General features: G+C 62.0%; 24 protein-coding genes and 1 tRNA gene. 13 read left to right on the top strand and 12 right to left on the bottom strand.

Annotated features, from left to right (window positions below; genetic code table 11):
• Positions 1-16 precede the first annotated feature (16 nt).
• Positions 17-1,480 carry an IMP dehydrogenase gene (guaB, locus tag GH663_RS11560; protein WP_153131891.1) on the bottom strand — a complete coding sequence of 488 codons (1,464 nt, stop codon included), beginning with the start codon at positions 1,478-1,480 and terminating at the stop codon, positions 17-19.
• Positions 1,481-1,536: 56 nt separating this feature from the next.
• Here guaB and GH663_RS11555 point away from each other — a divergent pair, with 56 nt between their 5' ends.
• Entirely contained in the window at positions 1,537-2,028 is a 492-nt protein-coding gene (locus GH663_RS11555) for a DUF4124 domain-containing protein (RefSeq protein ID WP_153131890.1), read from the top strand.
• A gap of 15 nt (positions 2,029-2,043) precedes the next feature.
• On the opposite strand, the gene GH663_RS11550 is transcribed toward GH663_RS11555, so the two are convergent.
• Positions 2,044-2,370: an RnfH family protein gene (locus tag GH663_RS11550; RefSeq protein ID WP_153131889.1), complete on the bottom strand. Its 327-nt coding sequence runs from the start codon at positions 2,368-2,370 to the stop codon at positions 2,044-2,046.
• A complete protein-coding gene (locus tag GH663_RS11545) occupies positions 2,363-2,806 on the bottom strand; it encodes a type II toxin-antitoxin system RatA family toxin (RefSeq protein ID WP_153131888.1) in 444 nt (147 codons plus the stop codon). Before GH663_RS11545 ends, GH663_RS11550 begins: the two co-directional genes overlap by 8 nt.
• A gap of 57 nt (positions 2,807-2,863) precedes the next feature.
• Between GH663_RS11545 and smpB the strand changes: the two genes are divergently transcribed.
• A complete protein-coding gene (gene smpB, locus GH663_RS11540) occupies positions 2,864-3,313 on the top strand; it encodes an SsrA-binding protein SmpB (RefSeq protein WP_153131887.1) in 450 nt (149 codons plus the stop codon).
• Positions 3,314-3,320: 7 nt separating this feature from the next.
• Complete coding sequence (locus tag GH663_RS11535; protein ID WP_153131886.1) at positions 3,321-3,941, top strand: trimeric intracellular cation channel family protein; 621 nt, start codon at positions 3,321-3,323, stop codon at positions 3,939-3,941.
• Positions 3,942-3,974: 33 nt separating this feature from the next.
• Here GH663_RS11535 and GH663_RS11530 read toward each other — a convergent pair whose 3' ends face one another.
• Together GH663_RS11530 and GH663_RS11525 are read right to left on the bottom strand one after the other, a co-directional pair.
• Positions 3,975-4,763 carry an NAD-dependent deacylase gene (locus tag GH663_RS11530; protein WP_153131885.1) on the bottom strand — a complete coding sequence of 263 codons (789 nt, stop codon included), beginning with the start codon at positions 4,761-4,763 and terminating at the stop codon, positions 3,975-3,977.
• A gap of 113 nt (positions 4,764-4,876) precedes the next feature.
• A tRNA-Asp gene (locus tag GH663_RS11525) sits at positions 4,877-4,953 on the bottom strand.
• Between the two features lie 125 nt (positions 4,954-5,078).
• Here GH663_RS11525 and menD point away from each other — a divergent pair.
• From menD to GH663_RS11500, 5 genes are all read left to right on the top strand, one after another.
• On the top strand, positions 5,079-6,710 hold the full coding sequence (gene menD / locus GH663_RS11520; RefSeq protein WP_153131884.1) for a 2-succinyl-5-enolpyruvyl-6-hydroxy-3-cyclohexene-1-carboxylic-acid synthase: 1,632 nt from the start codon (positions 5,079-5,081) through the stop codon (positions 6,708-6,710).
• Complete coding sequence (gene mutS, locus GH663_RS11515) at positions 6,707-9,292, top strand: DNA mismatch repair protein MutS (RefSeq protein ID WP_246181569.1); 2,586 nt, start codon at positions 6,707-6,709, stop codon at positions 9,290-9,292. The genes menD and mutS overlap by 4 nt, the downstream gene beginning before the upstream one ends.
• Complete coding sequence (locus tag GH663_RS11510; protein ID WP_170291406.1) at positions 9,289-10,221, top strand: metallophosphoesterase family protein; 933 nt, start codon at positions 9,289-9,291, stop codon at positions 10,219-10,221. Before mutS ends, GH663_RS11510 begins: the two co-directional genes overlap by 4 nt.
• A 116-nt stretch (positions 10,222-10,337) precedes the next feature.
• Positions 10,338-12,362, top strand: a complete 2,025-nt coding sequence (locus GH663_RS11505; RefSeq protein ID WP_153131882.1) for a methyl-accepting chemotaxis protein — start codon at positions 10,338-10,340, stop codon at positions 12,360-12,362.
• A 17-nt stretch (positions 12,363-12,379) separates the two neighbouring features.
• Complete coding sequence (locus GH663_RS11500) at positions 12,380-13,513, top strand: ABC transporter substrate-binding protein (RefSeq protein ID WP_153131881.1); 1,134 nt, start codon at positions 12,380-12,382, stop codon at positions 13,511-13,513.
• 51 nt (positions 13,514-13,564) lie between these two features.
• On the opposite strand, the gene GH663_RS11495 is transcribed toward GH663_RS11500, so the two are convergent.
• From GH663_RS11495 to pyrG, 7 genes are all read right to left on the bottom strand, one after another.
• Positions 13,565-14,059, bottom strand: a complete 495-nt coding sequence (locus GH663_RS11495) for an FKBP-type peptidyl-prolyl cis-trans isomerase (RefSeq protein ID WP_153132008.1) — start codon at positions 14,057-14,059, stop codon at positions 13,565-13,567.
• Positions 14,060-14,061: 2 nt separating this feature from the next.
• Complete coding sequence (locus tag GH663_RS11490; protein WP_439329169.1) at positions 14,062-14,535, bottom strand: peroxiredoxin; 474 nt, start codon at positions 14,533-14,535, stop codon at positions 14,062-14,064.
• A gap of 96 nt (positions 14,536-14,631) precedes the next feature.
• A complete protein-coding gene (ftsB, locus tag GH663_RS11485) occupies positions 14,632-14,916 on the bottom strand; it encodes a cell division protein FtsB (protein ID WP_066884920.1) in 285 nt (94 codons plus the stop codon).
• Positions 14,917-14,922: 6 nt separating this feature from the next.
• Positions 14,923-16,206 (bottom strand): phosphopyruvate hydratase, encoded by a 1,284-nt coding sequence (gene eno / locus GH663_RS11480; RefSeq protein ID WP_153131880.1) that lies wholly within the window; start codon positions 16,204-16,206, stop codon positions 14,923-14,925.
• A gap of 36 nt (positions 16,207-16,242) precedes the next feature.
• Entirely contained in the window at positions 16,243-16,551 is a 309-nt protein-coding gene (locus tag GH663_RS11475) for a DUF1330 domain-containing protein (protein ID WP_153131879.1), read from the bottom strand.
• Positions 16,548-17,384 (bottom strand): 3-deoxy-8-phosphooctulonate synthase, encoded by an 837-nt coding sequence (gene kdsA, locus GH663_RS11470; protein WP_153131878.1) that lies wholly within the window; start codon positions 17,382-17,384, stop codon positions 16,548-16,550. The genes GH663_RS11475 and kdsA overlap by 4 nt, the downstream gene beginning before the upstream one ends.
• Positions 17,381-19,021, bottom strand: coding sequence for a CTP synthase (gene pyrG, locus GH663_RS11465; protein ID WP_153131877.1), 1,641 nt, complete (start codon positions 19,019-19,021; stop codon positions 17,381-17,383). Before pyrG ends, kdsA begins: the two co-directional genes overlap by 4 nt.
• A gap of 158 nt (positions 19,022-19,179) precedes the next feature.
• On the opposite strand from pyrG, the gene GH663_RS11460 reads away from it, so the two are divergent.
• Genes GH663_RS11460 through GH663_RS11440 form a run of 5 tightly spaced genes read left to right on the top strand, consistent with a single transcriptional unit; the run spans position 19,180 to position 23,568 of the window.
• Complete coding sequence (locus GH663_RS11460) at positions 19,180-20,124, top strand: dialkylrecorsinol condensing enzyme (protein ID WP_153131876.1); 945 nt, start codon at positions 19,180-19,182, stop codon at positions 20,122-20,124.
• Positions 20,114-21,280: a beta-ketoacyl-ACP synthase III gene (locus GH663_RS11455; RefSeq protein ID WP_153131875.1), complete on the top strand. Its 1,167-nt coding sequence runs from the start codon at positions 20,114-20,116 to the stop codon at positions 21,278-21,280. The genes GH663_RS11460 and GH663_RS11455 overlap by 11 nt, the downstream gene beginning before the upstream one ends.
• Positions 21,270-21,665 (top strand): DarG family dialkylresorcinol biosynthesis protein, encoded by a 396-nt coding sequence (locus tag GH663_RS11450; protein WP_153131874.1) that lies wholly within the window; start codon positions 21,270-21,272, stop codon positions 21,663-21,665. The genes GH663_RS11455 and GH663_RS11450 overlap by 11 nt, the downstream gene beginning before the upstream one ends.
• Positions 21,662-22,657: a BtrH-related acyltransferase DarH gene (gene darH, locus GH663_RS11445; RefSeq protein WP_246181568.1), complete on the top strand. Its 996-nt coding sequence runs from the start codon at positions 21,662-21,664 to the stop codon at positions 22,655-22,657. Before GH663_RS11450 ends, darH begins: the two co-directional genes overlap by 4 nt.
• The gene (locus GH663_RS11440) at positions 22,657-23,568 is read left to right on the top strand and encodes an ABC transporter ATP-binding protein (RefSeq protein ID WP_153131873.1); all 912 of its coding nucleotides are present in this window, start codon (positions 22,657-22,659) and stop codon (positions 23,566-23,568) included. Before darH ends, GH663_RS11440 begins: the two co-directional genes overlap by 1 nt.

Genomic DNA, 23,568 nt, shown 5'->3' with positions numbered 1-23,568 from the left:
TGGGACACTGGAACGATCAGTCGAGATGATAGTTCGGCGCTTCCTTGGTGATCTGCACGTCGTGGACGTGAGACTCGCGGATACCGGCCGAGGTGATTTCGACGAAACAGGCATTGTCGTGCATGTGGGCAATCGTCGGGCTGCCGAGATAACCCATCGACGAACGCAGGCCGCCCATCAACTGGTGGATCACGGCCAGCACGGAGCCCTTGTACGGGACGCGACCTTCGATGCCTTCCGGCACGAACTTATCGACGTTGGAAGTCGTTTCCTGGAAGTAGCGGTCGGAGGAACCGGCCTGCATCGCGCCCAGCGAACCCATGCCACGGTAGGACTTGTACGAACGGCCCTGGAACAATTCAACCTCGCCAGGCGCTTCTTCGGTACCGGCAAACAGGCCACCGAGCATGACCGTATCTGCCCCGGCCGCGATGGCCTTGGCGATATCACCGGAATAACGGATGCCGCCGTCAGCGATCATCGGTACGCCGGAGCCCTTGAGGGCTTCGGAGACGTTCTGGATGGCAGTGATCTGCGGCACGCCGACACCGGCCACGATCCGCGTCGTGCAGATGGAACCGGGGCCGATACCGACTTTGACGCCATCAGCCCCCATCGCCACCAGGGCACGGGCCGCATCGGCCGTCGCGATATTGCCGCCAATGACTTCGATTTGCGGGAAATTCTTCTTGACCCAGTTCACGCGGTCGAGCACGCCTTGCGAATGGCCGTGGGCGGTATCGACGACGATCACATCAACGCCGGCTTCGGCCAGCAGTTCGACGCGCTCTTCGGTACCGGCCCCGACGCCAACGGCAGCACCGGCGCGCAGGCGGCCGGAAGCATCCTTGTTGGCCAGCGGGTGTTCGGTGGACTTCAGAATATCCTTAACGGTGATCAGGCCACGCAAGTGATACTGGTCGTCGATCACCAGCACGCGCTCCAGGCGGTGCTTGCGGATCAACTCCTTGGCATCTTCGACGCTAGCCTCTTCGCCGACCGTGACCAGGCGCTTGCGCGGCGTCATGATGGATTTGACCGGCTGATCGAGATTGGTTTCGAAGCGCAGATCGCGGTTGGTCACGATACCGACCACCTTGCCGGACTTGTCGATCACCGGCAGGCCGGAGATGCGATGCTGGCGAGTAATCTCGATCACATCGCGCACCGTCATCAGGGGCGAAACCGTGATCGGATCGCGCAGGATGCCGGATTCGAAACGCTTGACCTTGGCCACTTCGGCAGCTTGCGCCTTGGGGCTGAGGTTCTTGTGGACGATACCGATACCGCCTTCCTGAGCCAGCGCGATGGCAAGGCGGCCTTCCGTCACGGTATCCATGGCGGCGGACAGCAACGGCAGGTTCAGAGTGATATTGCGGGTCAGCCGGGTGGCCAGACTGACGTCGCGCGGCAGGATTTGAGAGTGTGCGGGGACGAGCAGAACGTCGTCAAAAGTAAGGGCTTTTTGCAGCAGTCGCATGGCCTTTAATCCAAGGTCACAAAATCGTATTATACAGAAAACCTTCGAAAAGCCCGATGACCATGAAACTCGCTCTGATTTTTGCCCTCGGCATCACGTCCACCGCAGCACTCGTTTCAGCCCATGCCCAGACTTATCAGTGGAAGGACAATAATGGCCGGACGGTAATTTCCGACAGCCCGCCCCCCGGCACAGCCAAGACCAAGCGCGCCATCGGGGAAGCTCCGGCCGCTACCGGCTTTGTCGAAACCCCGGCACCGGGTGAGAAGAAGGCCGAAGCGCCGCAAACGACCGCAGAAAAAGATCTCGAATTCAAGAAGCGCCAGCAGGAAGCCAGGGAAAAGGCTGAAAAGGCTGAAAAAGAACAGGCAGCCGCCCGCGAGAAGCAAGCAAACTGCGAGAACGCCCGGCGCAACCTCGCCGCCCTGGAATCCAACCAACCGATCGCCAGCCTTGACGAGAAGGGCGAGCGCCAAGCGATGGACATCAACCAGCGCAATCAGGAAATGGAACGGGCGCGCCGCTTCATGGCGGAATCCTGCAAATAGACAGGGGCGCGGCGCTCAACCCTCGGCGGCGTCGGCGTCCCCGGCGCCTTTTTTCATGACCTTGCCTTCGGCCGCCCGCTGCTTGCGGACTTCCTTTGGATCGGCAATCAGCGGCCGGTAGATTTCAACGCGATCACGGTCGCGCAGCACGGTGTCCGGCTTGGACAACTTGGCGAAGACACCGAACTTGTTTTTCTTGAGATCGATTTCCGGATGCTTTTCTAGCAGGCCGGAAGCCTCCAGAGCCTGCAGCAGCGTCGCTCCCGGCGCCAGCTTGACGCTCACCAGCGCCTGCTTCTCGGGCAGCGCATAACAAACCTCAACATTGATCATCTCAGCCATGGCTGACTCCATAAACCTGCGCCGCCCGGCGCACGAAAGCGTCAACAAAGGTATTCGCAATGTGACTGAAGACCGGGCCGATCACTTTTTCAAATAATTTGCTGGAAAACTCGTAGTGCAGTTGGAACTCGATCTTGCAGGCGTTCTCGGCCAGCGCCTTGAAATGCCATGAACCTTCCAGCCGACGGAACGGGCCGTCGACCAGACGAATTTTCATCAGCTTCGGGTATTCCTTGTCGTTCTCCGTGGTGAAGCCGGATTTGACCGAGTGGTAATTGATATGCAGCGTTGCCACGGTCTTCTGTGCATCGCGGAACTTGACCTCGGTCTGGCTGCACCAGGGCAGGAAGGCCGGGTAATCCTCGCAGCGATCCACCAGCTCGAACATGCGCTCGGCGGACTGCTCGATCAAGACTGTCTTTTCAACCAGAGCCATGCGGCAGCAACGTTCCTGTATCCTATAAAATAGAGATTTTAATGGATCACCGGCAGCATGAGCATCACGGTCAACAAAAAAGCCATTCACGAATACTTCATCGAAGAGAAGTACGAGGCTGGTATTGCCCTCCAGGGATGGGAGGTCAAGGCGATCCGGGCTGGCCGGATGAACATCAAGGAATCCTACGTCATCATCAAAAGTGGCGAGATTTTCCTGATCGGCATGCACATCACCCCGCTGCCGACCGCCTCCTCGCACAATCCGCACGACCCGACGCGCACCCGCAAGCTGCTGCTGCACGCCAATGAAATCGGCAAATTAATCGGCAAAGTCGAACGCGCCGGCTATGCGCTGATTCCGCTTGACCTGCATTATTCGCGCGGCCGCATCAAGCTTGAAGTCGGCCTCGCCAAGGGCAAGAAACAGCACGACAAGCGGGCCGACGAGCTGGAGAAGGACCACAAGCGCGAAGCCCAGCGAGCAATGAAAGAGCGCCAGCGCTGATTAAGGCATGGATGCCCTGCTCTACTGGGTCGGCATGGCCGCCGTGGCGGTCAACGCCCTAACCGGCGTACTCGATTCCGGCCGCAAGCAGATGGATCTGATCGGCGCCTTGCTGGTCGGTGTCGCCACCGCGCTCGGCGGCGGCACCATTCGCGACCTGTTGCTCGACCGCAATGTGTTCTGGGTCGTCGACCAAGCCTATCTGGTCGCAGCCCTCGGCACCGGCTTCATTACCTTTTTCATTGCCCGCACCCTGCCGGTCCATCCCAGGCTCTTCCTGATCCCCGATGCTGTCGGCCTGGCGCTATTCACCATTGTCGGCACCCAGGTCGCCTTGCAATGGCACACCCCCTGGCTGGTCGCCAGCCTGATGGGCGTCATCACCGGCGTCGTCGGCGGCGTGCTGCGCGACATTCTCTGCAATGACGTACCGCTGGTTTTTCTCAAGGGCGAGCTTTATGCCAGCGCTGCCTGGCTGGGCGCCCTGGTGCTGGTCGGGCTACAGCAGATCGGCATTGATGCCATTAGCGCCAGTTGGCTGGCGATGGCGGTTGTCTTGACGCTGCGCCTGCTGGCCATGCGCTTTCACCTGACGCTACCGGTTTTTCGCACGCAAAAGACGGAGTAGCGGAACGGGCTGACGTTTTTCAGCCAAGCAAAACTAGGCGGCACCACCCGATTGCAGGCTAGCCAGACGGCGCATCAGGCCCTGCATGGCCTCCGCCGCCCCCAATGGCAGGTGATACTCGACAATTTCACTGAGCCGGGTCGGCAGCGGATTGATCTCGACAGTCGGAATCCCCAGCCGGGCGGCCCAGACCACCGGTTCGGCAATGTACGGAAAAACACCGGAAGTGCCGATCGTGAAGATGATGTCGAAGCCGGCTTCAAGGCCATCCAGGAAGCGCTCCATCGCAGCCTCCGGCAAAGCCTCGCCAAACAACACCACCTTCGGTCGCAAGACACTGCCGCAGGCCGGGCAATGCGGCGGCATGTCGTGGCCGCTCAGGTCGTCCACCGTTTCTTCGAAAGCGCAGCCAGTGCAGGCCAGTTGCTTCAGATTGCCATGGATCTCGATGACATTGCTGCTGCCCGCCTGCCGGTGCAGTCCATCGACATTCTGGGTGAACACCATGACCCGAGGCAAATGCCTTTCCAGCTCGGCAATCGCCAGATGCGCGGCATTGGGCCGTGCCCCGCGGCAGTTCCCTTCGATCTGGGCGAGATACTTCCAGGTGATATCCGGGCGCACGGCGAACACTTCACCGGACAGCGCCTCCTCGATCGCCAGGCCGTCGTCGGTATGCACGTCATTGTATAAACCGCCGACGCCACGATAGGTCGGCAAACCGGAGTCGGCAGAAATACCAGCACCGGTGATGAACAGCGCACTTTTCGCATGCAGCAGCAGCAGGGCGATCTCATCGAGGAATGATTCGATTTCAGTCATGTCTCAAGCATAGCCCAGCCCGCTACAGGCGGGTAGCCGATCAGCCCCGACAAGATCGCGGCTGCAATGTAAAAACCCCAGCCGCTCAATGAGCAGCGGGGGTTTCGAATTTCTGGCGGAGTGGACGGGACTCGAACCCGCGACCCCCGGCGTGACAGGCCGGTATTCTAACCAACTGAACTACCACTCCGCGTTGGCTTGTCCGGCCGTGGCCGGACAACGGGGCGCATAGTAGCACAGGACTTCACGCTGTCCCGCTTTTCGCGCAACGAATACAATAGCCGCCCTTTTCGATATTTCACCGGCTGACGCGACGTGCCCACCTCCCTCGATACCGGAACACTCAACTTCTGCTGGTCGCAGGCGCTGATCGGCGGTCTGGTGGCGGCCGGCGTGGAACGCGCCGTGATTTCGCCCGGCTCCCGCTCGACGCCGCTGGCGCTGGCCATGCTCCGCCAGCAGGGACTGGACTGCGAGGTCATTGTCGATGAACGCAGCGCTGCCTTCTTTGCGCTCGGCGCCGCCCGTGCCAGCCGGCGCCCGGTCATCGTCCTTGCCACCTCGGGAACGGCGGTCGCCAACTGGCTGCCGGCGGTCATCGAGGCCAATCTGGCCGGCGTCCCGCTGATTCTGCTCTCGGCGGACCGCCCACCGGAACTGCAAGGCATCGGCGCCAACCAGACCATGGCCCAGCCCGGCCTGTTCGGCGAGCAGGTCCGGGCCTGCCATGCCATGGGGACACCGGAACAGGGTTTCGATAGCAAGGCGCTGAGCGCCCTGGCGGCACGCGCGGTCGAGCAGGCAACCTGGCCGCATCCTGGCCCGGTGCACATCAATCAGCCATTTCGCGAGCCGTTGATCCCGGCCACTGCACCACCGCCAGCCCCAGCTGCGAACTACGTTCGTACCTCCCGCTCCTGCTCGCAACCGGACCCCGCAGCCGTCGCCGAACTGGCGACGGCCATGGCCGGGCGCCCCGGCCTCATTGTCTGCGGTGAACTGCCGCCGGAGCACGGTTTTGCCGAGGCGGTCGCCTCCTTGGCCGAGCATCTGGCCTGCCCGATTCTGGCCGAGCCGCTGTCCAATTTGCGCTATGGCCAGCACGACCGCTCGCATCTCATCGTCCATTACAACCAATGGCTGAGCCAGCAGGCGGCAGCCGTGGGCAAGCCGGCCTGGATTCTTCGCTTCGGCGCCTTCCCGGTGACGCGCAGCCTGCAAGGCCTGCTCGGCGAACACCACGACGTAATGGCCCTGGTTGACCCCTGGCCGCGCTGGAGTGACCCCGCCCATCGCCTCAGCCACTTGCTGCATGCCAGTCCGCTCGCCGTCTGCCAGGCGCTGCTCGCCGCCGCACCCAGTGCGGCACCCTGTGGTTGGCTGGCCAGCTGGCTGGCGGCCGACCAGGGCCACGAGGGAAGCCAGAGCAGTGCCTACACCCGCTTGATCCCTTACCTGATGGCCGCCCTGCCCGCCCATTGCCCAGTTTTTGTCGGCAATTCACTGGCCATCAGGATGCTCGACAGCCACTCCGGCAGCAGCGACAAACCACTCGAGTTTTTCGCCAATCGCGGCGCCAGCGGGATCGACGGCAATGTCTCCAGCGCGCTCGGCATTGCCGCCGAGCGCGGCCGGGTCGTCGCGTTGCTCGGCGACCTCACCTGCCAGCACGACATCGGCGGACTGGCCGCGGCCCGTGGCCGGAATGCGGTGATCCTTGCGGTCAACAACGGCGGCGGCGGTATTTTCGAATTGCTGCCGCAAGCGGCCTTGCCGGAATTCGAGCGCGGCTGGCTGACGCCGCAAAATATTGATTTTCACCATGCCGCCCGTGCCTTCGGGCTGAGCTACGCCCAGTCGACAGTCGGCCCCGCCCTGGCCGAGCTGGTACAAGCCGCCATCGCCAGCGGCGGCCCCCATTTGATCGAAGTTACCCTGGAAAAATGAGCAAAACGCCCAGCCCCGCAAAAGACCAGCATTCGCCGATGATGAAGCAGTATCTCGGACTGAAAGCTGCCCATGCCCCGAACATCCTTCTTTTTTACCGGATGGGCGATTTCTACGAACTGTTTTTCGAAGATGCCGAGAAAGCCGCCCGCCTGCTCGACATCACCCTGACGACGCGTGGCCAGTCGGCCGGCGTGCCGATCAAGATGGCAGGCGTGCCCTTCCACTCGCTTGAGCCTTACCTGGCCAAACTGGTCAAGCTCGGCGAATCGGCCGTCATCTGCGAGCAGGTCGGCGACCCGGCCACCAGCAAGGGACCGGTCGAGCGGGCCGTGGCCCGCATCGTCACTCCCGGAACCTTAACCGATGCCGCGCTGCTCGACGACAAGCGCGACACCTGGCTGCTGGCCGTCACCACCACACGCAACACGGCCGGCCTGGCCCGCCTCAATCTGGCCAGCGGCGAATTTGTGCTGACCGAAACGCCGGCCGACCAGATCGCCAGCGCGCTGGAGCGCATCCGGCCGGCTGAAATCCTCTATCCGGAAAGCTGGCAACCCGACTTCGCGCTCGATGCCGCACGCACCCGGCAGCCGGACTGGTATTTCGAATACGACTCGGCTAAGCGCCTGCTCTGCGAACATTTCAAGGTCGCCTCGCTGGCCGGCTTCGGCGCCGAGGGGCTGCGCCCGGCCGTAGCCGCGGCCGGCGCCCTGCTGCAATACGCGCAAACGACGCAGGCCGGCAATTTGCCGCATTTGCGGGCGTTGACCGTCGAAGTCGAAGGCGCCTACCTCGGTCTCGATCTTGCTACCCGGCGCAACCTTGAACTGACCGAAACCCTGCGCGGCCAGCCGGCGCCGACCCTGTTTTCGCTGCTCGACAACTGCATCACCAGCATGGGTTCGCGCCTGTTGCGCCACACGCTGCACCACCCCTTGCGTGAGCGCGCCATTCCGGCCGCCCGCCATGGTGCCGTCGAAGCCCTGCTCGAGGATTACGGCCGCCTGGCCGGCGAAGTCCGTCGCGAACTGAAAGGCATTGCCGACATCGAGCGTATCGCCGGCCGTATCGCGCTGCGCAATGCCCGTCCGCGCGACCTGGCCAGCCTGCGCGATTCGCTGGCTCGCCTTGAAGGGCTGCGCCAGCCGTTTGCCGGCACCGCTTCCCCCTTGCTCGACAACCTGCATGGCGACCTCGACACCCCGGCCAGCGAGTTGGCGCTGCTGATCCGCGCCATTGCAGCCGAACCCGGCGCCCAGGTTCGCGACGGCGGCATCATCGCGCCCGGTTACGATGCCGAACTCGATGAATTCCGCGCCCTGAACGACAACTGCGGCGCCTTCCTGGTCGATATGGAAGTGCGCGAACGCGAACGCACCGGCATCAGCAGCCTCAAGGTCGAATTCAACAAGGTGCACGGCTTCTACATCGAAGTCACCCACGCCAATACCGACAAAGTGCCGGACGATTACCGCCGGCGCCAGACGCTGAAGAACGCCGAGCGCTACATCACGCCGGAACTGAAGGCTTTCGAGGACAAGGCCCTGTCCGCCCAGGAACGTTCGCTGGCCCGCGAAAAGCTGCTTTACGAAGCGATCCTCAACGAACTGGCACCGCTCGTCCCGACGCTGCAAACCATCGCCCGCGCCATCGCCCAGCTCGACCTGCTGGCTGGCTTCGCCGACACGGCGCTGAAACGCAACTGGAGCAAGCCGGAATTTGCCGATGAAATCGGGTTGACCGTCGCCGGCGGCCGCCACCCGGTGGTCGAGGCGGAAATGGCCAACAGTGCCGACACCTTCATCGCCAACGACGTGCTGCTCGCCGAAAACCGCCGCCTGCTGCTGATCACCGGCCCCAACATGGGCGGTAAATCGACCTACATGCGGCAGACGGCGCTGATCGCGCTGCTCGCCCATATCGGCTGCTATGTGCCGGCCGACCGCGTCGTGCTCGGCCCGCTCGACCGCATTTTCACCCGCATTGGCGCCTCGGATGACCTCGCGTCCGGGCGTTCGACCTTCATGGTCGAAATGACCGAAGCCGCCGCCATCCTGCACCACGCTACCGCCAACAGCCTGGTCCTGATGGACGAAATCGGCCGCGGCACCTCGACCTTCGACGGCATGGCGCTGGCCTTCGCCATCCTGCGCCACCTGGTCGAGAAAAACCGCTGCCTGACGCTGTTCGCCACCCACTATTTCGAACTGACCCGCCTCTCGCACGAGTACAGCGAACTGGCCAACGTGCACCTCGATGCGGTCGAACACAACGACCGCATCGTCTTCATGCATTCGGTCGAGGAAGGCCCTGCCAACCAGAGTTACGGGATTCAGGTCGCCGCCCTGGCCGGCATCCCGAACGCCGTGGTCCGCGCAGCCCGCAAGCAGTTGCGCGAATTCGAGCAAAGAGCTGCGGTCGACCCGCTGCAACCGGATCTTTTCGCCCAAGGCGACCCCGAGCCGGCCGACCCGGAACCGCACCCGGCGCTCGATCAGCTCGCCGCCCTCGACCCGGACAGCCTGACCCCGCGCGAAGCGCTGGATGCGCTATACGCCCTGAAAGGCCTGCTCAAGTGAAAGCCTGGCTGGCCGCCCTGGTGCTGCTCTGGGTCGGCCAGGCCAGCGCCGACAGCTGGCGCTTCGGGCTGATCGGCGACGTGCCGTACTCCGAAGCCGAGCGGCGGGAGCTGCCGCAAATGCTGGCGGCGATGGCCGACGACAAGGTCGACTTCATCATCCATGTCGGCGACTTCAAGCATGGCAAGGATCGTTGCGACGATGCAGTCTTCGAAGATCGCCGCGCGCTGTTCGAGGCCGCCCGCGTCCCCTTCGTCTTCGTTCCCGGCGATAACGAATGGACCGACTGCGAGCGCCTCTCGAATGGCGCCTACGATCCGCTGGAACGCCTGGAGAAATTGCGTAGCCTATTCTTCAGCAAGCCACAGTCGCTCGGTCAAAAAAAGCTCGCGCTGGAACGCCAGCCCGGCCCCTACCCGGAACACAGCCGCTTCCGGGTCGGCCCGCTGCTGTTCGTGACCTTAAACCTGCCCGGCGGCAACAACAATTACGGATTGACTGGCGAAGCGAGTCGCGAATTCCGCAATCGCAATCCCTATGTCCTGGCCTGGCTGAAAGACTGTTTCGCGCTGGCCCGGCAAGATAAGCTGGCCGGCATCGCCCTGCTCCTCCAGGCCAACCCCGGCTTCAAGCACCATGCCCAGGGCTTTGCGCACAGCGGCTATCGCGAATTTCTCGACACCCTGCGTGAAGAAACCCTGGCCTTTTCGGGGCAGGTTCTGGTCGTGCATGGCGACACGCACACCAGCCGGGTCGACCAACCGATGCGCGACAAGATGGGCCGCGTCGTCAACAATTTTGTCCGGGTGGAAACCTTCGGCTACCCAACCATGGGCTGGACCAGCGGCAGCATCGACAGGGAATCGCCGACCCGAATCCGCTTCGACCGCCATCCCTGGCCCCCCGCAGGAGCGCAAGCCGCCCCGTAATTACGCATCAATGAATTGATTTACCACTACGTATTTTCCCCAATTCCCGACACAGGGGCGAGTTATAGACAATCCGTTTCCTAAAATAACAAAGCAGCAAAGAAGGAAACAGTCAAATGATCGTTTTGTTCGAACCGGCAGTTCAAGTCATGAACCGCCTGCGTTTTGCTTCGCGCTTCGTCGCCATCGGCGCCGCAACGGGCACCCTGATCGCTGGCCTGCTCTTTCAGTTCCTGTGGTCGGTCGGCAGCCAGTTGGCGAACACCCGCGATGGCATCGTCGGCGCCCGTGCCATCGTTCCTATCCGGCAAATGACAGAGGCCTTCCATGACCAAGTAACGGCCATGACGCTTCTATCCGCTGGCTCCTCACTACCCGGTCTGGAGGAAAAGGCCAAGAAGGCCGCGCTGACGATAGACGAGCTGATCGTCACCGGCCGCAAAGCGACGCCGGACGACTGGGCGCTTCAGGAAAGCTGGGAAAAGCTCGCCAAGGAATGGAGCAGCGCCCGCGATACGCTGCCAAATGCCACGACCCCGGAAATTCGCAAGGTCACCGAACGCCTAGAACAAAACCTGAATTCCCAGGCACGCAATATCGCCGACCGGGCCGGCCTGACGCTGAATGGCGAAGTCGCCACCTATTACCTGAACGACACCCTGGTTTCAGAGCTGCCGCAACTGCTCGCCATCATCACCCAGCTCCGCCTCAAGGCCAGCCATGTCGCCGAGGTGCAAATGGTTGATGCCAGCGACAAGGGACGGCTCGACAAACTGCTCAGCGACCTTGACCTGCAACTGCTGCGTACCGGCGAAACCCTGCACCGAGCCACCGCCGGCGGCGAAAACGCTGCCGCCATCGAACTGGCACGCGGCAATCTTGAAAAAGACATCGTAGCCCTGAGCAAATTCATCAGTAACGAAATCATTTTCAAAATCGACATGGATGTCCAGCCGACCGACGTGTTGGCTAAAACCGAGGCGGCTCTGAAGAGTGCGGGCGAAATGTACGCTGTCGTCGAGAATGCCTTGCGCGAGGCACTGGAGAAAAGGGAATCCCGCCTCCAGATCAAACGCTTCATCAATATTCTGATCGCCACCCTCGGCGTGTTGATCGCCACCTATTTCTCGATCGGCTTCTACCTGTCCCTGGCCCGCGGCAGCAGGGACATCATCGGCGGCAGCCGCCGACTGGCCGACGGCGACCTGCGCCACGAAATTCGCATCGACTCGCGCGACGAGTTCTCGGAAATTGCCGAGAGCTTCAATCGCATGGCCAGTTCATTCCGCCAGGTCATCCGCACCCTGCAACACAACGCCGGCAACGTGCGCGACGCGGCCCATACGCTGGCCTCGGCGACAAGCCAGATCGCCAGCAGTTCGAGCGCACAGGAAGCCTTGTCTGAACAGGCCACGACAGCGGTATCGTCGATTTCCGGCAATATCCAGGAAGTCGCCTCCAGTGCCGCCGACGTCGATGCCGTGGCCCGCCAGAGCCGCGAACAGACCGAACTTGGCCACAACAGCCTGACCGTCATGCTGCGCGACATCGGTGTCGCCGAGCAGGCGGTCAGCGAAATTGCGGCTACGGTGCACGAGTTCGTCAAGGTCACGCTCGATATCTGCCAGATGACTGCCCAAGTGCGCGATATTGCCGATCAGACCAACCTGCTGGCGCTGAACGCAGCCATTGAGGCGGCACGTGCCGGTGAAGCCGGTCGCGGCTTCGCCGTGGTGGCCGACGAAGTGCGCAAGCTGGCCGAGAAATCGGCACAGTCAGCCAACGAAATCGACCGCCTGACCCAGGCCGTCAGCAACCGGATCGGCAGTGTCGAATCAGCTATCCAGAGTGGCACCAACGCCTTGCAGGAAAGTACCGAGCAGGCCCGCAACGTGTCGCAAATCCTGGCCAGCGCTACCGCCTCGGTGCACTCGACGACCGACGGGGTTAAACTAATCTCGCAGGCGGTACAAGCCCAGATTTCAGCCAGCCGCCAGATCTCCGGTCACGTTGCCGAAATCCTCAAGATGGCCTCGGGCAACAGTAGCGCCGTATCACGAGCGGCCGCCGAAGCTAGCAACCTGGAAGATTTGGCCAGCAGCGTAAGCAGCGAAATCGCCCATTTTAAGATCGCCGATTGACCAACAAGGGGAACACCATGTCGCTCCGCCAGCTTTTCGCACTACTTGCCCTGAGTACGCTGAATCTGGTGGAGTGCCAGGCCGCCGCCGACATTGTCCTTGGCCAGGTTGCCCCCTTTTCCGGACCGCTGGCCCCGACCGGCAGCAGCCTGCGCGCCGGCATCCAGCTCTATATCGATGCTACCAACGCCAGCGGTGGCATTAACGGCGCCAAGCTCAAACTGGTCAGCAAAGACGACGAATACAAGACTGAGCAAACCGTTCGCCAGGCCCGCCAGCTAATCCAGGAAGCGCAGCCCGTCGCGCTGACCGGCATCGTCGGCACCGGTAACGTCAGCGCCCTGCTCGGCGAACACTTACTCGACGACACAGGCATTCCGCTGGTTGGGGTCAGGACCGGAGCCTCCAGCATCGTCGGCAGCAATAATCCCTGGCTGTTCCTGACCCGCGCCAGTTACGCCAATGAAATTGAAAAAATCGTCGAGCAGTTCGCGTCCACCGGCAACAAGCGTTTTGCCGTGTTCTATCAGAACGACCCCTTTGGCCAGGACGGCCTGAGCAGCGCCGAGAAACTCGTCGCCCAGTACAAGGGCGAAATAATCGCCCGCGCCAGCTACGAGAAGAACACGACGGAAGTCGCCGCGGCGGTCAAGACAATCGTCGCCGCCAATCCGCAAACCGTGATCATGATTTCGAACACGGCGGCAAGCGCCGAGTTCGTCAAGCAGATGCGGGCCGCAGGCAACGTCTCTCAGCTAGCAACCATCTCGACCACCGACGGCCCGCAGGTCGCCGCCAAAATCGGCCCGGAAATCGCCAAGGGGCTGAGCATTACCCAGGTGGTACCCGCTCCCAATGCCGTCTCCACGCCGCTGATCAAGGAAATCCAGGCGGCCTACAAACGTTTCCCCAATACCGAGACCGCCCTCAATCACACCCTGATCGAGGGCTACCTGAGCGCCAAGATCATCGGCGAAGGCCTGCGCAAGGCAGGCCCCAACCCGACCGGCAAGCAACTCCGGGAAGCACTGAAGAGCCTGAACAACCGAGACATGGGCGGTGTGTTCATCAACTATTCGGGCAAAAGCCAGAGCGGTCTGAACTACGTCGACATCACCATCCTCAATCGCGAGGGAAAGCTGCTGCGCTAGACAAAAAAATGGCGGCCTCGCGGGCCGCCATTGCACAGCAAGCCTGAGCGCTTAGTGGCAGGCTTCGCCGTCTTCGTCCGGATTGTGGACGTGACCGTGTTCAATTTCCTCGGCACTGGCCGGACGCACCGCCGTCACCGTGCAGGTGAAAACCAGGGCCATGCCAGCCAGCGGGTGGTTGCCGTCGAGCACCACCTTGTCGTCAGCAATATCGGTGACGCGATAAATGATGAAATCTTCGTCATCGCCACCTTCAGCACCGCCTTCAAACTGCATGCCGACCTGGAGTTCCTTCGGGAAATCCTTGCGCGGTTCGATCTGAACCATCTCGGCATCGTAATCGCCAAAGGCCTCGTCCGGCTGCAGCTTGACCTGGATCGATTCGCCGATGCCCTTACCCTGCAGGGCTTCCTCGATTTTCGGGAAAATGTCGTCGTAACCGCCGTGCAGGTAAATGAGCGGCTCGCGGCCTTCGTCCACCACCTCGCCATCCGGATCGGTAACGTGGTAATCGAGGGTGATGACGGTATTCCTGGCAACCAGCATGTTCATGAGTTCAATTCCTTGACGAGGCGCAGCACTTCCAGTGCATGACCTTTGTAATTTACGTTGTAGAGCGCATGGCGAATGACGCCGGTGCGATCGATGATGAAGGTGGAGCGGACAATAGCGTATTTCTTGTGACCATCCACCTCTTTCGCCTGCCAGACACCATACTGCTTGCAAACCGTGCCTTCGGTATCCGACAGCAGCTCGAGACCGATACCTTCCTTGTCGCGAAACTCCGCATGCTTCAGGCAGTCGTCGCGACTGATGCCGAACAGCACGCAGTCTTGTCGTTCGAAGTCGCCCTCATGATCTGAAAAGTCGGTCGCCTCCTTGGTACAGCAAGGGGTACCGTCCTTCGGATAGAAGAACAGGACGATGTGCTTTTTGCCCTGGTAGGCCGCCAGATCGACAGTCTCCATATCGGCATCCGGCAAGGCAAATGCGGGAGCTCTTTCTCCAACCTTGAGCAGCATGTTGTTCTCCTCGAGCGCTCTGCGTGGGGGACTGCTGAGAGCGATTCTAGCGGAGGCAAATGCTGGTGACTACTGCGGTGAACGCCTTTTTCCCGGCTATTTTCCGGGAACTTTTTCCGGGATCTGTACGAAGCTTTCATCCTGCCGGATCATGCCCAGTTCGAAACGGGCGCGCTCCTCGATCGCGTCGTAACCCTGCTTCAGATCGCGAACCTCGGCATCGAGGCCCGCGTTCCTGATTTCCAGCTTTTTGGTAACTTCCTTCTGCGCCTGCAATTGACGGTCGTACTCCCATACCTTCAGCCAGCCCCCCTTACCCACCCACAGCGGGTATTGGAGCAGGCCGATGGCTGCAAGGAGGCCGACCGTCAGCCAGCGCATAAAACCTTAGCGCAGGTTGTAGAAGGTTTCGCGACCCGGGTAAGAGGCGGTATCGCCGAGATCTTCCTCGATACGGATCAGCTGGTTGTACTTGGCGATACGGTCGGAACGGGACAGCGAACCGGTCTTGATCTGACCGGCATTGAGGCCGACGGCGATGTCGGCGATGGTGCTGTCTTCGGTTTCACCGGAACGATGCGAGATCACCGCGGTGTAGCCGGCGCGCTTGGCCATTTCGACGGCAGCGAAGGTTTCGGACAGGGTGCCGATCTGGTTGATCTTGATCAGGATCGAATTGCCGATGCCCTTCTTGATGCCTTCCTTGAAGATCTTGGTGTTGGTCACGAAGACGTCGTCACCAACGATTTGCACCGTCTTGCCCAGGCGGTCGGTGAGCAGCTTCCAGCCTTCCCAGTCGGCTTCGGACATGCCGTCCTCAATTGAGACGATCGGGAACTGGTCGGCCAGGTTGGCCAGGTAATCGACGAACTGAGCCGAGGTCAGTTGCAGACCTTCACCGGACAGGTGGTACTTGCCATCCTTGTAGAACTCGGAAGCGGCACAGTCCAGGGCCAGCAGCACGTCCTGGCCCGGCACGTAACCGGCAGTTTCGATCGCCTGCATGATGATCTGCAGGGCTTCGGCGTGGCTGCCCAGATTCGGGGCAAAGCCGCCTTCGTCGCCGACGGCGGTCGAGTGCCCCTTCTTGTCGAGCAGCTTCTTTAGCGCGTGGAAGATTTCAGCGCCGCAACGCAGGGCTTCGCGGAAGTTGGCGGCGCCGACCGGCATCACCATGAATTCCTGGATGTCCAGGCTGTTGTTGGCGTGCTCGCCACCGTTGATGATGTTCATCATCGGCACCGGCATCTGCATCGGGCCCATGCCGCCGAAGTAGCGGTAGAGCGGCAGGCCGGATTCTTCGGCAGCGGCTTTGGCGACGGCCATCGAAACGGCGAGGATGGCGTTGGCGCCGAGACGCGACTTATTGTCGGTACCGTCGAGGTCGATCATCGTCTGATCGATGAAGGCCTGTTCCTGTGCATCGAGACCGATGATGGCTTCGGAGATTTCGGTATTGACGTTCTCGACGGCCTGCATCACACCCTTGCCGAGGTAACGGGAGGCATCGCCATCGCGCAGCTCGATCGCTTCACGGGAACCGGTGGAGGCACCGGACGGCACGGCCGCACGACCCATGACACCGGATTCCAGCAGCACATCAGCTTCAACGGTGGGATTGCCACGGGAATCCAGAATCTCTCGTGCAACAACATCAACGATGGAACTCATATTTCTTCCTTGTTATCAATAAATTGAAATAACCACTTAAACTAAACTATCAACGCCAGTTGCCACCAGCATATTCATTTCGCCGGCATTTTCGCGCACTTTGCGCGCCTTCTGGTATTCGTCGGAATAATAAAAACGTTTGGCCTGCTCGACCGTGTCGAATTCGACGACGATCAGGCGCTGCGGCGCACTCCATGGTCCTTCGAGGATTTCGGCGGCACCACCACGGACGATGAAACGGCCGCCGTACTGCTCGACAGCCGCCGTCGACAAGGCCCGGTAACGATCGAAAGCCTCGGCATCATGCACCTTCACCTCGGCAACGATGTAGCCTTTCTGGCTCACTTCAATTCCTCGAAACCAGCCGACTTGACCGCCCTGTCGACCGCCAGCAGCGTTGCCAGCAGGCTTTCCATGCGCGCCAGCGGCCAGCTGTTCGGACCATCCGACCAGGCTTTTTCCGGGCAGGGATGGGTTTCCATAAACAGGCCGGAAATACCGACCGCGACGGCGGCGCGAGCCAGCACCGGAACGAATTCGCGCTGGCCGCCGGAAACCGTGCCCTGGCCGCCCGGCAATTGCACGCTGTGCGTCGCATCGAAGACGACCGGACAACCGGTTTCGCGCATGATCGCGAGGCTGCGCATATCGGAGACCAGGTTGTTGTAACCGAAGGAGGCACCGCGCTCGCAGACCATGATGTTGTCGGCGCCGTCATTCACTTCGCGGGCCTTGGCAACCACGTTCTTCATGTCGCCGGGGGCAAGGAACTGCCCCTTCTTGATATTCACCGGTTTGCCGCAGGACGCGACAGCGTGGATGAAATCGGTCTGCCGACATAGGAACGCAGGCGTCTGCAGCACGTCGACCACCGCCGCTACCGGCTTGATCTGGTCGATATCGTGAACATCGGTCAGGACCGGCACGCCGATTTGGCGCTGCACTTCCGAGAAAATACGCAAGCCTTCGTCCAGCCCCAGGCCGCGCACCGAGGTGCCGGAACTGCGGTTGGCCTTGTCGTAGGAGGCCTTGAAAATATAGTTGATGCCGAGCCGGGCGCAGATTTCCTTCATGGTGCCGGCGACATCCAGGCACAGTTGCTCGGACTCAGCCGTACACGGGCCGGCAATCAGGAAAAAAGGCTGGTCAAGACCAGCCTCGAAACCGCAGAGTTTCATTTACCTTTGGCCTGTTGATTGGCCAGCGCCGCCTTCACGTAGGACGTAAACAGCGGGTGACCCTGACGCGGGTTGGAGGTGAATTCCGGGTGGAACTGACAGGCAACGAACCAGGGATGGACGTCGGTCGGCAGTTCGACCATTTCGCAGAGGTCGGTACCTGGGGCGCGGCCGGCAACGACCAGGCCCTTTTCTTCCAGTTGGGCGAGCAGCGTATTGTTCACTTCGTAACGGTGGCGATGACGCTCGGTGATCTCGGGGGCGCCATAGATCTGGCGGGCCAGCGTGCCCTCGCCCAGCTTGCAGACCTGGGCGCCAAGACGCATGGTGCCGCCAATGTCGGAATCTTCGCTGCGCTTTTCGACCTTGCCGGAGGCGTCCAGCCATTCGGTGATCAGGCCGATCACCGGATACGGCGTGTCCTGGACGAATTCGGTGGAGTGTGCACCGGCCATGCCGGCCACGTCACGGGCAAACTCGACGACAGCCAGTTGCATGCCGAGACAGATGCCGAGATAAGGCACTTTGTTCTCGCGGGCATAGCGAATGGCGGCAATCTTGCCTTCCGTACCGCGTCGACCGAAGCCACCGGGCACCAGAATGGCATCGACGCCCTTCAGAACGCCGCAGCCTTCCTTTTCGATATCTTCCGAATCGAGATAGACGATATTGACCTGGCTACGGGTATGGATGCCGGCGTGCTTGATCGCTTCGATCAGCGACTTGTAGGATTCGGTCAGATCGACGTACTTGCCGACGAAAGCCACCGTCACTTCATTTTGCGGATGTTCGAGCGCGACGATCAGGTTTTCCCAGACGGTCAGGTCGGCCGCCTTGGCCAGGATGTTCAGCTTGTGGCAAACGATCTCGTCGAGCATCTGCTCGTGCAACATGCCCGGGATCTTGTAGATCGAGTCGGCATCGAGACACTCGATGACGGCTTCCGGCATCACATTGCAGAACAGCGCGATCTTGCGGCGTTCCTCGACCGGAATCGAACGGTCGGCACGGCACAACAGAATGTCCGGCTGGATACCGATTTCGCGCAATTCCTTGACCGAGTGCTGGGTCGGCTTGGTCTTCAGTTCGCCGGCGGTCGGGATATAGGGCAGCAGCGTCAGGTGCATAAAACAGACGTTGTTGCGACCTTCCTGGATGCCCATCTGGCGAATGGCTTCGAGGAAAGGCAGGGATTCGATGTCGCCGACCGTGCCGCCAACTTCGACAATCGCCACGTCGGCACCTTCGGCCCCGGCCTTGATGCGATCCTTGATCTCGTCGGTGATGTGTGGAATGACCTGCACGGTCTTGCCGAGGTACTCGCCACGCCGCTCTTTCTTGAGCACCGAGTCGTAAATCTGGCCTGTCGTGAAATTGTTGCGCTTGGCCATCTTGGCGCTGGTAAAGCGCTCGTAATGCCCGAGATCGAGGTCGGTCTCGGCACCGTCTTCGGTCACGAATACTTCGCCGTGTTGAAACGGACTCATCGTGCCAGGGTCGACGTTGATGTAGGGGTCAAGCTTGAGGTGGGTAACCTTGAGGCCGCGGGATTCCAGAATGGCCCCGAGCGATGCGGCGGCGATGCCTTTGCCCAATGAGGACACGACACCGCCTGTAACGAAAACGAATTTGGTCATGGAAAGACAGGCTGCGGGAAAGCAAAATGATAGCCGAAAAGGGGCAAAACCCCCAAGCCCGTCGACGCAAACAGGTGTTTTTCCGGCCGGCGGACGGTGCACCGTAGGCAGCCGGGCATTTGTTAGAATTCGTGCTTATTCAGCCACCTGCCAGCCCCTTGAAAAACGTTCTCGTCGTCAATTACTCGCAAACCGGCCAGCTTGCGCAGATCACCGCCCAACTCGTCGAACCCTTGCGCGCGGCGGGGCATCGGGTGCATCTGGAGACGCTGGTTCCCGAGACGGCGTACCCGTGGCCGTGGCCGATTATCGACTTTGTCGATGCCTTTCCGGAGTGCGTGCAACTGGATGCACCGCCACTCAAACCGCTGAGCATCGCCGCCGATACGCCGTTTGACCTGGTCATCCTGACCTACCAGGTCTGGTATCTGTCGCCGGCGTTGCCGATGACCGCCTTTCTGCACAGCCCGGCCGGCCGGCAACTGATCCACGGCAAGCCGGTGATCACGCTGGTCGCCTGCCGCAACATGTGGCTGTCGGCACAACAGACGATGCAGCACCTGATCGGCGAAGCCGGCGGCCAATTACGCGACCACCTGGCCTTTACCGACCAGGGCCACCCGCTCGCTACCTTTATCACGACGCCACGCTGGGTGCTGACCGGCCGCCGAGACCGTTTCCTTGGACTGCCCGCCGCCGGCGTGGCGGCGGAAGAAATCCGTCAAGCCAGCCGTTTCGGGCGCGCCCTGGCCGATGCGCTGGATCGCGACGAGGAAAAATCGGGCGCCGCGATGCTGGCCGGACTGCGCGCCGTCACCGTCAATGCACGTCTGGCGCTCAGCGAACGGGCCGGCCAGCGCGCCTTCCGCGTCTGGTCGAAACTGATCCGCGCCTTCGGAAAACGCGGCCAATGGCGGCGACGGCCGATATTGCTCATCTTTACGCTGTATCTGATTACGCTGGTATTGACGGTCGTTCCTTTAAGCCTGTTGTTACAATGGTTGTTTTCCCCCCTGCTCAAACCCCGGCTTGATCGGCTGAAGAACGAACTCGAACAACCTTCCGGCTCGCAGGAATACAACCTAGAAAAATATGCACAGTAGCGGCAAGGTTTACATCACCGGCACTTCCACCTTTTTGCCCAACGCGCCGGTCGCCAACGAAGAGATCGAAAGCGTGCTCGGCATGATCGGCGGCAAGCCGTCACGGGCGCGGCGCATCGTGCTGCGCAGCAATGGCATCCGGACACGGCACTATGCGATCGATCCGGCCAGCGGCGCCGCCACCCACACCAATGCGCAGCTGACCGCCGAAGCCGTGCGCCAGCTGGCCAGCGAGCGCTTCTCGCCGGCCGACATCGACTGCCTGGTGACCGGCACCTCCTGCCCCGACCAGTTGATGCCCAATCATGGTGTCATGGTGCATGGCGAGCTGGGCATTCCGGCCTGCGAAGTGGCGTCCACCGCCGGCATCTGCGTGGCCGGCATCACCGCACTGAAATACGCCTGGATGGCGGTCCTTTGTGGCCAGGCGAAGAACGCCGTCGCCACCGGATCGGAGCTGGCCTCACTCAGCCTGCATGCGCGTAACTTCGAGGCAGAGTCGGCACATCGAATCAGCGAACTGGAAGCCAATCCGGAAATCGCCTTCGAAAAGGATTTCCTGCGCTGGATGCTCTCCGACGGCGCCGGCGCCATGCTGCTCCAGGACCGCCCCCATCCCGACCGCCTGTCGCTGCGCATCGACTGGATCGACATCCTGTCGCAGGCCGACTCGATGGAAGCCTGCATGTACGCCGGCGCCGAAAAGCTGGCCGACGGCACGCTCAAGGGCTGGCAGCAATACTCGCCGGAAGAACGGAACAGCCGCTCGATCTTCGCGGTCAAGCAGGATGTCCGCCTGCTCAACGAAGCCGTCGCCTACCAGACCATCGGCAAGTCGCTGGCCAGGGCGATGGCGACGCGCGGCCTGCAGGCCGGCGAAATCGACTGGTTCTTGCCGCACATGTCTTCCGAATACTTCCGGCAGCCGATGGCCGACTGCATGGCCGCCGCTAATTTTCATTTCCCTCAGGACAAGTGGTTCACCAACCTGCACGACAAGGGCAATACCGGCTCGGCTTCGATCTACATCATGCTCGACGAGTTGCTGAAGAGCGGCCGTTTGCAGGCCGGCGAGCGCCTGCTCTGCTTTATTCCGGAGAGCGGCCGCTTCACCGGCTCGCTAATGCACCTGACGGCGGTCGACCATGCTGGATAGCGAAGTTCCGCAGGAAGGTAACAGCACGCTGGCCGGCCACAAGAAGGCGGTCTATGCCCGCGGCGGCGACGGCAAAATGCACCTCGTCCAATCGGCCGGCTGGGAAGTCGAGGAAATCGTCACCCGCCAGGCGGTGGACGACCTGCTGCGCATGACCGAGGATGCGCGCCGGCGCGTTGAGGCCGGCCAGACCTCGGCGCTCGAATACCACATGCACCGGGTCCGGATGGATATACCGCTGCTGGCACAGGCGAGCGGCATCTGGCAGTGGCGCATTCGCCGCCACTTCCGGCCGGCCGTCTTCGCCCGTCTGTCGCCGCGCCTGCTCGGCCGCTACGCCGAGGCGATGGGCCTGACGGTCGACCAGTTGCAAAAGACCGAATGATGGCCTTCCAGCACAGCCAGGCTTCGCATTGCGAAAGCGGCGTCATGGCCTCGATGCTGCGCCACCACGGCCTGCCGCTGTCGGAGCCGATGACTTTCGGCCTCGCCTCGGCCCTCTCCTTTGCCTACCTGCCCATCGTCAAGATCAACGGCCTGCCGCTGGTCGGCTACCGGATGCCGCCGAAATTCATCATCAAGGGCCTGCAAAAACCGCTCGGCCTGAAGATGCGCTTCGAAACCTTCCGCCAGCCGGCGGCCGGCGTCGCCCGCCTGAACGAACTGCTCGATGCCGGCCAGGTCGTCGGCCTGCAGACGTCGGTCTTCTGGCTGCCCTATCTGCCGGCCGACCTGCGCTTTCACTTCAACGCCCACAACGTCCTGGCCTTCGGCCGCGACCGCGCCTCCGGCGACTATCTGCTCTCCGACCCGGTCGCCGAAACCCCCGTCAGCTGCGCCCCGGCCGACCTGCAGCGGGCTCGTTTCGCCAAGGGCGTACTGGCCCCGAAAGGCCTGCTCTACTACCCGGTCGGCAAGCCGCAAACGCCCGACTGGCAGAAAGTTTTGCCGGCCGCCATCAAGAAGACGACGCGCATCATGCTCGATGCGCCCCTGCCGATCATCGGCGTCCGCGGCATCCGCCGACTGGCCAAGGCCATCGAGCGGCTGGACGCGAAAAATGATGCGGCGCGCACCAAGCTGTTCATCGGCCAGGTCGTCCGCATGCAGGAGGAAATCGGCACTGGCGGCGGCGGTTTCCGCTTCATCTACGCCTCCTTCCTGCAGGAGGCCGCCGAACTGCTCGCCCGTCCGGCACTCAACGAACTGGCTGAGCAACTGATCGACATCGGCGATGAATGGCGCGAATTCGCCCTGCTCACCGCCCGCCAGATTCGCGACCGCGACCCGCTGGCCCCTGCCGCACTGGCCGACAAGCTGCGCCTGATCGCCGAGCGCGAACACGGCTTCTTCCACGCCCTGCGTCGCGCCGCCTGATGCTGCGCATCGATGGCGTCTCCTATCGCTACCGCAATACCGAGACGCCTGCCCTGCGCGAGATCTCGCTCGCCATTCCGGCTGGCGGCGTCTATGGCCTGCTCGGCCCGAACGGGGCTGGCAAGACGACGTTGATTTCGCTGCTTGCCGGGCTGTTGACCGCCGGCAACGGCGAAATCTCGCTCAACGGCCAGCCGCTGGCCGCGGCCCGCGCCGCCAACCCGCGCGCCATTGCGCTGGTGCCGCAGGACTACGCTTTCTACCCGATGCTGACGGTCAGCGAGAACCTGCGCTTTTTCGGCGGCGTGCTCGGCCTGAGCGGCGCCGAACAGAAAGCGCAAAGCGCCGCGGCCATTGCCTTCGCCCGTCTCGAACAGGTCGTCGGCAAGCGGGCCGACCAGCTTTCCGGTGGCCTGCGTCGGCGCCTGAACCTGGCCATCGGCCTGCTCGGCCGGCCGCAATTGCTGCTACTCGACGAACCGACGGTCGGTGTCGATCCGCAGTCGCGCCACTTCCTGCTCGACGCCATCGCCGCGCTGCCGGCGGCCGGCACCTCGGTGATCTACACCAGCCATTACATGGAAGAGGTCGAGGCGATTTGCCCGCAGATCGCCATCATCGACCAGGGCCAGGTGCTGGTCGACGGCGCGCTGGCCGATCTGCTGCGCAGCCCGGAGCCGCTGCTCGAACTGACCCTCGAACGTCCGTTGCCGGCCGAACTGGGCGAGCGCTACGCGGCGCGCCACGAAGGCGCCCTGAAATATTGCCTGCGGCTACCGTCGACCGCAGCACTGCCCCGCCTGCTTGATGAACTGGCTACCGCCGGGTGCACCGTGCTTCAGCTCAACCTCGGCCAGCACAACCTGGAACAGGTCTTCATGCAACTGACCCATCGTTCGCTGCGGGATTGA

The sequence above is a fragment of the Dechloromonas hortensis genome (assembly GCF_009469765.1).
Classification (GTDB): Bacteria; Pseudomonadota; Gammaproteobacteria; order Burkholderiales; family Rhodocyclaceae; genus Azonexus; species Azonexus hortensis.
Note: the sequence above shows the minus strand (reverse complement) of the source record. Positions and strands in the feature narration are given on the sequence as shown.